This is a genomic window from Sphingomonas sp. 22R3R2A-7 (assembly GCF_036856055.1).
GTDB lineage: Bacteria > Pseudomonadota > Alphaproteobacteria > Sphingomonadales > Sphingomonadaceae > Sphingomonas.
The window spans coordinates 1,769,825-1,782,850 of record NZ_JASPFR010000001.1 but is presented as its reverse complement, the minus strand read 5'-3'; the positions used below and the strand labels follow the sequence as shown (position 1 = coordinate 1,782,850).

Here is a 13,026-nt window from a genome sequence, read left to right as displayed (position 1 = left end):
TGCCTTGCGCTACATGAAGAAATCGTTCGCGCTCAGGAAGTGGTGGCCGAGCAGCGCGATCGAGAAGTCGGCTGCGGATCCGGTATCGGTATTGCCCTCGACGACGGTGTATTCGCGGCCGCCAATCATCTGATAGCTGTAGCGGATCTGTTCCGGCGCGGTGAAGCGCGCGCCCGTTCCGATCAGGTTGAACGACTGGTCGCCGCGCGCGAAAATCGAGCTGTTCGCGTCGATCATCGACAGGTCGATCTTGTCCTGTCCGACCGTGAAATCGTTGATCACGTCGCGCAGCGAGGATGCCGGGCTGTCACCCTTCGCCTCGAACCGGAAGATGTCCGCGCCCGCGCCGCCGGTCATCACGTCCTGATCGTCGCCGCCGGTCAGGATGTCGTTGCCGTCACCCCCGGCGAGGGTGTCGCGGCCAGTGCCGCCGATCAGCGTGTCGTTGCCCGCCCCGCCATTCAGCGTGTCGTTGCCAAGACCACCGATCAGGCGATCATTGCCGCCGAGACCGTTCAGCACGTCGTTGCCCCAGCTGCCGTCGAGCACATCCTGTTCGCCCGTGCCGTTCATCGTCTCGGCAAAGATCGTCCCCGTCCGGGTGATGCCGACGATGTCGGTCACGCCGATCGACAGCATCTGCGTGTCGACCGCGCCCCGGGTATCGGTAGCGACCACCGTCACCGCATAGACATTGTCACGGTTCGCGTCGGTCGGCGTCTCGAAATCGGGCGCGGTCACGAACTTCAGCACGCCAGTGGTCGCATCGATCGAGAAATTGGCGCCGTCGCCGCCCGTGGCGATCGAGTATCGGATCGAATCGCCCAGCGCGATATTGGCGTCGGTCGCGGCGATCGTCGTCAGCGCGGTGCCGTTCTCGGCGATCGACAGCATCCCCGTCGTGCCGCCGCCGAACGACGTGATCGCCGGGCCGACATTGGCCTGATGCCCGATCCTGACGGCGTGGACGCCGATCGCACCGAGGTCGATCGTCAGGATCTCGCCGATCTGGCTGGCGATGGTCGCGCCGGTGACGGTCGTCCAGTCGCTGCCCGGCGCCTTGAGATCGACCGTCACCTTGCCTTCGCCCTCGACGGTGAACGCCAGATCGCGTCCGTCGCCGCTGAGCGTTTCCAGCGTCGCGCGCATCGGCAGCGCGGTGATGTGGGTCACGTCGTCGGCGACCGCGCCCATCGTGATCGCATAGGTTCCGCCGGTCCTGGGGAGGAACACCGTGTCGGCGTCATAGGCGTACCAGCCCGCGACGTTCCGGATCACCTGTCCGCTCGCCTGTCCGTCGATGTCGAGCGAGAAGGTGCCGGTGGTCGCGCCGACCGTCGCCGTTATCGTGTTACCGACAACGGTCGAGGCGATCGTCGCGTCCTGGAACGCGCTGACCCGGGTCGCGAGATCCGCGAGCGTCACGAACTCCAGCCCGGCACCGGCCGCACGGGCGATGAAGTCGGTGAACATCTGTTTGGCATAGGGGCTGACGGTGCCGTCGCTGGTCCACATCGTCGGGCCGTAATCATGCCATGGCCATACCACCACGGGCGCGTCCGCACCGCTCGTCAGCGCGCTGAATTCCTTCGCCCAGGCCGCGCTCGCCTCGGCCACCGTCTTTTTCTGGAACTCGATCAGCGAGAAATCGAACGACGTGTTCGGCGCGATATAGACCTTGTCGTCCGCGGCGTTCTGCGGCGTCATATAGCCGATCGCGTTGGGATAGCCTGCGCCGACGCCCGAATAGCCACCGCTGAGATACGTCACATATTTCAGGATTTCCTGGCTGGTGGCGATCTGCTCGGGCGCGCCGGGCACCGCTGCGCCGCCGACCGTCACGGCCTTGCCGAGATACGCGCTCAGCTGTTTCTCGAGCTCGGCGCGCGACTGGCCGAACTCGGACGCGACCTGTGCGTCGGTCAGCAGGTTGGTGTTCTCCGGATGCGTATAGCTGTGCGAGCCAAGCTCGTTGCCCATGTCGAGCAACGCCTTGTAATAGGGCAGCGACACCGCCCAGTCGGTCGACTGGCCGTTTGCGGGGTCGTTGCCGATATTGACGTAATAGCTGCCGACGAAATTATACGCCGTCTTCCATTCGGTCAGGATCGGCATCAGCTTGTCGTAGATGCCGGGCGCGTTGTTCGCCGGATTGACCTCCGCGGCCTCCTGGCTCTGATCCATGTCGACGCGCGACGCGAACAGCCCGGACTGGCGGGTCATCTGCAATCCGACCGACAGGCCATTGCCGTGGACCGAATAATCGATCGCCTTTTGCAGCAGGTTGTCGTCGGCCATGACCGCTTCGCTCGAGAACAGGACGTTGCGGCCCCCCGTCTGCGTCGCGAGCGCGGCCGCATAGGTCTGGCCGTTGACGGTCTCGGTCGCGATCGTCGTCCCCGTGCCGCTGACGCTGGTGAACGCGTTCCAGCCGATCCCGGTATATTGGCGGATCACCTGACCATCGTCATAGCCGTCGAGCACGAGATGCGCCGCGTCGCTCGCCTTGAGCGTCACGTCGGCCGGGAAACCGCCGGTCACGCGCGTCGCGTCGAACAACAGCTTCATGCGTGAATAGGAGTCGCCGGCGAGTGCGGCGTTATCCGCGCCGTTGGTCATGAACTCGCCCGCCGCGACCAGCCCGATCCCGAACTGCCTGGTCGCCTGTTCGAGCGTCTGCGCGATCAGGTCGGCCTTGCCGGCATCGACGTTGCGGAACGACGGGAAAATGATCGTGTCGTATTTGGCGAGCGTCGCCAGACTGGTCAGGTCGCTTTCGTTCAGCACGTCGAACGGCACGCCCGCCTGCATCGCCTGGCTCTGTGCCGCCATGAACAGCTGCGAATAGGCGGTCTTGCTGAAATAGGCGTTGGCGGTGGTTTCGGACCAGACGATCGCAACGCGGTGCGCAGGGTCGGCGACGAGACCCGTGTCGTTGAACACCGTGAACGGCGTGCTCGAATAATTGCCCGGCAGGAACGCGGTGTCGTTGACGTCGTAGATCGTATCGATCGCCTGCGGGGTGCCGATCGCGACCTTGGGTACGCGGAACTCGACCGTCATGCGGTCCGCCGACCATGCCGCCTTCAGGCCGCTCGCCACCAGCGTTTCGCCCGCGCCGCCACTGTATAGCGAGACGGTCCCGTCGGCGGCAAAGTTGACGTTGTATTCGGCACCGCCTGCAAAGCCGAACACCTGATGCCCCGTCGCGGCGTTGCGATCGGTATTGAGCCAGGCGGTCGTGTTCGCGCCGATCGCGGTCGGCGCCGTCATCGCAAAGGCGAAATCGGCACCGTCGCTCCGCGCATAGATCGCGTATCCCGTCCCGAGCCCGCGATCGATCCGGTCGCCCGGCGCCCAGTCGTTCAGATTCCCGTCGAGCGTGATCGGTGTTGCGTTCGCCATCATTCGTCCCCGTTGCCCCAGCTTTTGCAAAGCGGTCGTCGTCGCAATCCACCGAGCAGTATCGATCTGCGCGTAGCAAGAGCGGCGCCCGCTCCGGAACTCTCCATTTTTTTGCAATTTAGGTCACATGTGCCAACCGGGCACGACGTCGCGCGGGCCATCGCCCGGCGCGCTCAGCCGCTGCGCTGCCTAACATCCGCTGCCGCCGCCGTCCCGACACGCGGGCGCCGACCGAATTGATTCCGAAAACGGAATCGACGCGGCCGGGCGTCCGCGACCCCGTTTCTGGTTCCGAGACAATGAAATGATCGCGCGTCGCCGACGCGCGGAGCGGCCGCGGCGCAGTCCGACGATCGTGCACCAAAAGGGGAGAGTCCGATGAACGCCGAAGTGATCCTGAAGTCGACTGGTGCCGTAACCGAAGTTTCGGGTGACGTCGTCGACCTGACTGCGCCGAGCATCGTCCGCCTCGATCTGGCCCGCGCCGATGTCGCCACGATGGAGCGTCAGGGCAGCGACCTCGTCATGCGGCTGGCCAATGGCGAACAGATGCGCGTCGCCGACTTCTATCCCGAGGGCGATGCCGCGGTCCCCCACGACCTCGTGCTGCGCGAAAACGACGGGACGCTCTGGCATGCGCGCACGGTCACCGGCGTCCCGCGCTATGCCGCGCTGCAGGACCTCGACGATCTCCTCGCGGCGCAGGCGGTGGGGGGTGGCGGATCGTCGCTTGCACTCCCGGCGGCGTTGCTCGGGGGTGCGGCTGCGGCGGGTGCAGCTGCGGCGGCGGCGGGTGGCGGCGGCAACGATGATGCCGGCGGCAATACCGGGGGCAATACCGGTGGGACCACGCCGGGCCAGCCTGCGCCGGGAACCGGCGGCACGACACCCGATCGGGATCCTCCCGCCGCGCCGAGCGTGACCGTGCGCGGTGACGGCGCGCAGATCACCGGGCGCGGCGAGGCCGGTGCCACGGTTCAGGTGCGCGGTCCCGACGGCGTCGTCGTCGGCACCGGCGTCGTCGGCGCGGATGGCGCCTTCACCGTCACGCTGTCGCCGCCCCGCACGGGCGGCGAGCCGCTCGTCGTCACGCAGACCGACGCTGCGGGCAACGTGTCCGCGGCGACATCGACGCAGGCGCCCGACCTGACGGCCCCGGCGGCACCCATGGCAGAAATCGGCGCGGATGGCGCGGCGATCACGGGACGTGGCGAGTCCGGTGCGACCGTCACCATTCGCGATGCCTCGGGTGCGGTGGTGGCCACCGCGATCGTCGGCACCGACGGCACCTACACCGCGACACTGACGCCCGCCCAGGCGAATGGCGGCACGGTTTCGGTCACGCAGAGCGATGCGGCGGGCAATGTCTCCACGCCCACGACCGTCTCGGCGCCCGACATCACCGCACCAGGCGCACCCACCGCTGCGATCGGCGCGGACGGGGCGAGCATCACCGGCACCGGGGAGGCAGGGGCCAGCGTGACCGTGAGCGACGCCGCTGGCACCGTCATCGCGACCGCGACCGTTGCAGCGGACGGATCCTACAGCGCCTCGCTGTCGCCGGTGCAGGATTCGGGCGCGCCGGTGACCGTCAACCAGACGGACGCGGCAGGTAACGCGTCGGCTGGCGTGACCGTCGCGACGCCCGATCTGACCGCGCCCGGTGCGCCCGTGGCGACGCTGGATGCGACCGGGTCGGTCGTGAGCGGGACGGGCGAGCCCGGTGCGCGCATTTCCGTCAGCACCACGGGCGGCGGCGAGATCGGCACCGCGACGGTCGATGCCCGCGGGAGCTATAGCATCATCCTGTCGACGCCGCAGGGTGACGGTCAGGCGGTGGTCGTGACCCAGACCGATGCCGCGGGCAATGTGTCGCCCGGTACGTCGCTGACCGCGCCGGATCTCACCGCGCCCGCCGCGCCCACCGGGGTCGTGGCGGCCGATGGTGCGAGCATCGCGGGCACCGGCGAAGCGGGCGCGACGATCACGATCCGCAGCCCCTTGGCGCGGTCGTCGGGGGCGCCGTCGTGGGTGCCGATGGCAGCTATGTCGCGGTGCTGTCGCCTGCGCAGATCGATGGCGAGGTGCTGAGCGTCCGCCAGGCCGACGCCGCAGGGAATGTGTCGCCACCCGCGGACGCCGCTGCGCCCGATCTCGTCGTGACGGCCGGTCCCGATGCGCCGACCGCCGCCGTCGGTGCCGATGGTTCCAGCGTGGCGGGGACCGCCGCGGCGGGTGCGACGGTCACGGTGTTCGATGCGGCCGGGGTCGTGATCGGAACGGGCGTCGCGGGTGCCGATGGGGGATACGGCATCGCGCTCGCGCCACCGCGCACCGATGGCGAGACGATCCGCGTCACGCAGACCGACGCCAATGGCGCGGTTTCGCCGCCCGTCACGGCGATCGCGCCCGACCTGACCGCGCCCGATGCGCCCGCCGCCGTCATCGACGCGACGGGCTCCGTCGTCACCGGGACGGGACAGCCGGGCGCCACCGTCACCGTGCGTGCCGCCGACGGGACCGTGATCGGTACCGCGACTGCCGGCGCTAACGGTGCGTTTGCGGTGACGCTGACGCCTGCGCAGACCGATGGCACCAGCGTCGCGGTGACCCAGGCGGACGGCGCTGGCAACGTGTCCGCACCGTCGACGATCGCGACCCCGGATTTCGCCGTACCGCTCGCACCGACGGCCATCGTCTCGGCCGATGGTAGTGCCGTGACGGGTGGTGGCGAAGCCGGTGCAACCGTCGTCGTCCGCGATTCTTCGGGTGTCGTGCTGGGCAGCGGGACGGCTGGCGCCGATGGCGCGTTCACGGTCCGCATCGCGCCGGCACAGGCCAATGGCGAGACGCTGAGCGTCACCGTCAGCGACGCAGGCGGCAACGTCTCGCCCGCGACGGTCGTCACGGCGCCCGATATCACCGCCCCGGCACTCCCCGTGGCGCAGATCGACGGCGATGGCGGAACGGTGGCGGGTACGGGCGAGCCCGGGGCGACGATCACGGTCCGCGACGCCACCGACACCGTCATCGGCACCGCGATCGTCGCGGCCGATGGCAGCTATTCGGTCACGTTGACCCCGGCGCAGACCAACGCCGAAACGGTCCGCGTGTCGCAGGTCGATGCCGCGGGCAACGTCTCGGCATCGGCTTCGGTGGTCGCGCCCGACTTTACCGCCCCCGCACAGCCCAGCGCGACGATCGCCGGGGATGGCGCCAGCGTCAGCGGAACCGGCGAGCCCGGTGCCGCGATCCTGATCACCGGTGCGACCGGCGTGACGCTCGGCACGGCGGTCGTCGCCGGCGACGGCAGCTACACGGCCCCGCTCGATCCCGCGCAGGCCAATGGAGAGGCGCTGCGCGTCGTCCAGACCGATGCCGCGGGCAATGCGTCGGCGCCGTTGCCGCTGACCGCGCCCGACATCACCGCGCCGCCGGCCCCCGGTGCGATACTCGACCCCAGCGGTGCGGTGGTCACGGGAACGGGCGAGATCGGCGCGCGCGTCACCGTCGTCGATGGCGCGGGAACGCTGCTCGGCTCGGCGCTCGTCACCGCGCAGGGCAATTACAGCATCACGCTGTCCACGCCGCAGATCGACAGCCAGGCGCTGAGCGTGACGCAGCGCGATGCCGCGGGGAACCTGTCGCCCGCCACCGGCCTCACCGCACCGGACATCACCGCACCGGGCGCACCGGTTGCGCAGGTCGGTGCCGATGGCGGCACAGTGACGGGGACCGGCGAACCGGGCGCGACCGTCGTTGTCCGCGCGCCTCTCGGGGGCGTCGTCGGCACCGCGATCGTCAACGCCGACGGCAGCTATTCGGTCGCGGTGACACCCGCGCAGATCGACGGGGAGGTGCTCGTCGTTCGCCAGACCGACGCTGCCGGCAATGTCTCGCCGATTGCGTCGGCGGTCGCCCCCGATCTGGTGGCGGACACGGCCCCTGACGCGCCGACCGCAACGGTGGGTAGCGATGGCGCATCGGTCGGCGGCGCAGCGATCGCCGGCGCCGTGATCACGGTCTATGATGCGACGGGTACCCAGATCGGAACGGGTGTCGCGAACCCGGACGGGAGCTATGCCGTAGCGCTGAACCCCGCGCGGATCGACGGCGAGATCGTGCGCGTGACGCAGACTGACGCCGATGGCGACGTGTCGCCGCCTGCGACCGCGACCGCCCCCGACCTGACCGCGCCAGCCGCACCGACGGCGGCGATCGACAATACGGGTGCGGTCGTCACCGGCACCGGCGAGCCCGGCGCGACGATCACCATCCGGGCGGCCGATACCACGCTGGTCGGCACCGCGACGGTCGGCGCCAACGGTGCCTATGCAGCGACGCTGACCACGATCCAGATCGATGGCGAGGCGCTGTCGGTCGCGCAGATCGACGTGGCGGGCAACGCATCGCAACCGATCGCCTTGCGCGCACCCGACTTCACCGTGCCCGCGGCACCCGTCGTGCAGATCGGTGGCGACGGCAGCGTCGTGACGGGTACGGGCGAGGCTGGCGCGACGGTGACGGTGCGCGATGCGGCGAACGTGGTGATCGGCACGGCGACGGTGGCGGCCGATGGCAGCTTCACCGCGACGCTGACTCCGGCGCAGGCGAATGGCGGCACGATCAGCGTCGTCCAGGCGGATGCCGCCGGCAACGTCTCCGCAACGGTTCCGCTCGCGGCCCCCGACATCACGCCGCCCGCTATACCCGTGGCGCAGATCGCCAACGACGGCAGCGTCGTCACGGGCACGGGCGAGGCTGGCGCGACGGTGACGGTGCGCGATGCGGCGAACGTGGTGATCGGCACGGCGACGGTCGCGACCGATGGCAGCTTTACCGCGACGCTGACCCCGGCGAAGGCGAATGGCGGTACGATCAGCGTCGTTCAGGCGGATGCCGCCGGCAACGTCTCAGCAGCGACTCCGCTCGTGGCCCCCGACATCACGCCTCCCGCCGTACCGGTGGTGCAGATCGCCAATGACGGCAGCGTCGTGACGGGGACGGGCGAAGCTGGCGCTACGGTGACGGTGCGCGATGCGGCGAACGTGGTGGTCGGGACGGCAATTGTCGCGATCGATGGCAGCTTTACCGCGACGCTGACGCCTGCGCAGGCGAATGGCGGCACGATCAGCGTCGTCCAGGCGGATGCCGCCGGCAACGTCTCCGCAGCGGTTCCGCTTGCCGCGCCCGACATCACGCCGCCCGCCGTACCGGTGGCGCAGATCGCCAATGACGGCAGCGTCGTGACGGGTACGGGCGAGGCTGGCGCGACGGTGACGGTGCGCGATGCGGCGAACGTGGTGATCGGCACGGCGCCGGTGGCGGCTGATGGCAGCTTCACCGCGACGCTGACCCCGGTGCAGGCGAATGGCGGCACGATCAGCGTCGTTCAGGCGGATGCCGCCGGTAATGCCTCCGCAGCGGTTCCGCTCGCGGCGCCCGACATCACTGCGCCCGCGGTACCGGTGGTGCAGATCGCGAATGACGGCATTACGGTAACCGGAACCGGCGAGGCCGGGGCGAGCGTGACCATCGTCGTGGGGGCTGTCACCGTCGTGACGCAAGTTGCTGGCGATGGGAGTTTCGCCGCCACGCTGAGCCCGGCGCAGCTCAATGGCGAGACGATCACCGTCACCCAGGCGGATCCGGCGGGCAATGTGTCGGCAGCCGCCATCATCGTCGCACCCGATCTCACGGTCCCCGCTGCACCCACGGCGACGGTTGCGCAGGACGGCGCCAGCGTCGTCGGTGCTGGTGAAGTCGGCGCGCGGATCGTCGTCACCAACGCGGCAGGCGGCGTCGTCGGCGTCGCGGTGGTTGCGGACGATGGCAGCTATAGCGCAAGGCTCGATCCGCCATTGCTGGACGGCGAACGCCTGACGGCGACGCAGACCGATGGCGGTGGCAATATCTCGCCGCCCGCGGTCGCGGTCGCGCCCGATCTCACCGCGCCTTCGGTCCCGACGCTTATCGTCGCGAACGACGGCGCCTCGGCCAGCGGTGTCGGCGAGGCAGGCGCGACGGTGACGTTGCGCAACCCGGATGGCAGCGTGATCGGCAGCGTCGTGGCGGCCGGCGACGGCAGCTTTACCTTCGCGCTTTCGCCGCCCCGCCTCGATGGCCAAATCCTGTCGGCGACGCAGGCCGATGCGACCGGCAACGTGTCGGTGGCCGCGTTCGATGCCGCGCCCGACACGACCGCGCCGGCCGCACCAACCGCGTTTATCACGACGGATGGAGCGACGGTCCAGGGCGTCGGCGAGCCTGGGGCCACGGTAACGGTCAGCGGGGTCGGCGGCGTGCCGCTGGGCAGTGGCGTCGTCGCCGCGGACAGCAGCTATTCCATCGCGCTCGGTTCGGTGCAATCCGATGGTCAGGCGTTGCTCGTCAGCCAGCGCGATCCGACGGGCAATGTGTCGCCCGACACGCCGGTCACGGCACCCGATGTCACGCCCCCGGCGGCGCCGACGGCAATTGTCGCGATCGACGGGGCAAGCGTGACGGGTGTCGGCGAAGCGGGTGCGACGGTGACGATCCGCGATGCCGACGGCGTGCCGCTGGGAAGCCAGGTCGTCGCGATCGATGGCAGCTATACGGTGACGCTGTCGCCCCCGCAGACCGATGGTGAATTGCTCAGCGCCAGCCAGCGTGACCTGAACGGGAATGCGTCGCCGACAACGTCGGTGTTCGCGCCGGATACGACGGCCCCCGACGTCCCCGTCGCCATCGTGTCCGCGGACGGGACATTCGTGACAGGCCGTGGCGAGCCCGGGACGACGGTGACGGTCACCGGCGCTGGCGGCGGAACGCTCGGCACGGCGACCGTGGGGGCCGGGGGGACATATGCGGTCGCGCTGTCATCTCCGCAGATCGATGGCCAGACGCTGAGCGTGACGTTGACCGATAGCGCGCGCAACGTCTCGTTGCCCGCCACGCCGATTGCCCCGGACGGCACCGCGCCGCTGGCGCCGACAGCGAGCATCACCGCAGACGGCACCGCGGCGGTCGGGGTCGGGATCGTCGGTTCGACGATCACCGTCACCAACGCCGCTGGCCTTGTGCTGGGCACCGCGATCGTCGCTGCCGATGGCAGCTACACGGCGCCGCTCGATCCGCCGCAGCGCAACGGCGAACTGCTCGGCGTCGTCCAGGCGGACATCGCCGGCAATTTTTCGCCGAGCATTCCCGCCGTCGCCCCCGACACGACCGCGCCCGCTGCGCCGGCCGCCGTCGTCGGCAGCGAGGGGACTGTCGTCGTCGGCAGCGGCGAGCCGGGCGCAACCGTCACGATCACCTCGTCTGGCGGCGCCGTTCTCGGTACGGCGGTGGTCAGCACCGCGGGTGCCTATGTCGTGACGCTCGCAACCGCCCAGCGTAACGGCGAGACCGTCGTCGCGACGCAGAGCGACGGGGCCGGGAACATCTCGGGCAGCACGACCGCGGTCGCCCCCGATCTCACCGCACCGCCGCCGCCGACCGTGACGGTCATTGCGGACGATGGCACGGCGCTGACGGGCCGTGGTGAAGCCGGTGCGCGCGTCGAGGTCCGCGCGCCTGATGCCACGCTGCTCGGCACCACGACCGTCAACGCGGATGGCAGCTTCGCCGTCGGTCTCGTCCCGGCACAGACTGCGGGCGCGACGCTGAGCGTGACGCAGGCCGATCTCGCCGGGAACGTGTCGTTGCCGTCGACGATCGTCGCACCGTTCGATATCTCGGCATTCGACAATGTCGATACCGCGGCGGTCGACCTGTTGCCAGCCACGACCGCGGTGAACCTCGGTCAGGCGGACTATCTGGCGTTGGTCTCGCTGAACGTCGTCAACCTGCAGGCCGAAGTGCTGACGACGGGCAACGTCCGGTTCAGCGTCCAGCAGGGGCACAGCCTCGATGCCGTATTCACCTTCGGCACCGTGGCCGACATCGAAGTCGCGGGGTCCTATGTGGTCGCGGTCCAGCGGCTTGAAAACGGTCGCTGGGTCTCGGTCAACGGGACCGGTGCGGCATCGCTGCTCGAGATCAACGTGATCAACGGCGATCTCGTCGCGACCAATACGCTGGGGCCGGGCGAGTATCGCGCCTTCGCGACGGTGCAGGGCGGGGCCGCGGGTGTCGCGTTGCTGAGCACGCTGAACGTGACGGGTGTCGATCTGAATTTCACCGCGGTCGCCGGCGCTGCCCCGATCTCCGCGACCGGCAACGTCATCACCGAGGCGGGACCGGGCGGTGAGCTCGACATCGTCGGTCCGGGTACCCGCGTGGTCAGCGTGACCGTCAACGGCGTCACGACCGAACTCGCGCCCGGCGGCAGCACGGTCACTGGTGCCTGGGGAACGCTGACGATGAACCGCGATGGCAGCTACAGCTATGCGCCGACAGCGGATGTGGCGACGATCGGGAAGACCGATGTCTTCACCTATACGCTCATCGATCCGACCGACGGGGAGCGTGCGAGTGCCAATCTGTCGATCACGATCGGCAGCCCGGACATCGGCGGCGCGCCGGTCGCGGTCGCGGACCAGGCGTTCGCCGACGTCACGTTCCAGAATGTGGTGACGACATTGCCGCCGGCGCAGGCGTTCTCGTTCTCTGCCGGGCTTACCGGTTCGCGCAGCGGCAGCTTCGCCGTCGCCCCGAACACGTCGAGCGACATCACGATCGTTGCGGATCGTCAGGCGGGTCTCGGGCTCAGCGTGCTGCCGCAATACACGGTCACGATCCGCAATTCGAGCGGCGCGACCGTGCGAACGGCATCGGCGACCGCGGTGGCGAACGGTCTTCTCGGCACATCGACCTTCACCTTCGACGATCTTCCGAGCGGTACGTACAGCTATACCGTCGCGAGCCAGAGCACGCTGTCGCTGGGAAGTTTCACGACGAACGTGTCGCTCGGTTCGAGCACGACCTTCCTCGACCAGTTCACGCTGGCGAGTGCCGAAACGGCGACGGGCAATCTGCTCGCCAATGACAGCGCGAACACGGCGTTCGCCGCGATCCGCGTCGATGCGGGTGGGGGCTTTGCGGAGATCGGCGCAACACCCGTCACGCTGACCGGCACATATGGGACGCTGACCGTCAACGAGACGGGGGGCTATGTCTATCAGCCAAGCGCGTCGCTCGGCTATTCGGCGGTCGATCTCACGGACAGCTTCACCTACCAGCTCGTCCAGCCCAACGGGGCCGCTTCCAGCGCGGTATTGACGGTGACGATCGACGTGCCGGCGGACGGTCCTGCGGTTGCCCCCGTGCCGGCAACGCTGTTCGCCGCATTCGCCGCGGGCGAGGACGGCGCGATCCCGCTGGACGCGCTGACGCTCGACAGCGGCGAATCAGTGATCGTGACGCCCGACGGCGCCGCAATCGGCCTGGCCGCCTATGATCTGTTTGAGGGGAAAGGCGAATTGGAGGACGTACTGTCACACTATCTGACAGAACCACAGGCTGATCCGGCAAGCGATACAGCCGAATTCGTTCATCCGGCTGCGGTTGAAAACACGATGCTCCCGGTGGTCGAGGACCCGTTCAGCTTCCTCGCGACGCTGCCCGATCAGGACCAGAACGGAACTGTCACCAATCATGTCGTATAAAAGTCCAAACTCGGGAGAATATAGACCCAAT

The 13,026-nt window shown here is 68.9% G+C and carries 3 protein-coding genes; 2 read left to right on the top strand and 1 reads right to left on the bottom strand.

The genetic code is table 11. The features are described from left to right. Nucleotides 1–9 precede the first annotated feature (9 nt). On the bottom strand, nucleotides 10–3,405 hold the full coding sequence (locus QP165_RS08405; RefSeq protein ID WP_333995124.1) for a M10 family metallopeptidase C-terminal domain-containing protein: 3,396 nt from the start codon (nucleotides 3,403–3,405) through the stop codon (nucleotides 10–12). A 378-nt stretch (nucleotides 3,406–3,783) separates the two neighbouring features. Here QP165_RS08405 and QP165_RS08400 point away from each other — a divergent pair, with 378 nt between their 5' ends. Further along, nucleotides 3,784–5,496: an Ig-like domain-containing protein gene (locus tag QP165_RS08400; RefSeq protein WP_333995122.1), complete on the top strand. Its 1,713-nt coding sequence runs from the start codon at nucleotides 3,784–3,786 to the stop codon at nucleotides 5,494–5,496. Then, nucleotides 5,433–12,995: a BapA/Bap/LapF family large adhesin gene (locus QP165_RS08395; protein WP_333995121.1), complete on the top strand. Its 7,563-nt coding sequence runs from the start codon at nucleotides 5,433–5,435 to the stop codon at nucleotides 12,993–12,995. The genes QP165_RS08400 and QP165_RS08395 overlap by 64 nt, the downstream gene beginning before the upstream one ends. Nucleotides 12,996–13,026 lie beyond the last annotated feature (31 nt).

Excerpts from the sequence above, each read along its gene's own strand:
- QP165_RS08405 (WP_333995124.1), bottom strand. The coding sequence starts at position 3,405 with ATGGCGAACGCAACACCGATCACGCTCGACGGGAATCTGAACGACTGG.
- QP165_RS08400 (WP_333995122.1), top strand. The coding sequence starts at position 3,784 with ATGAACGCCGAAGTGATCCTGAAGTCGACTGGTGCCGTAACCGAAGTT.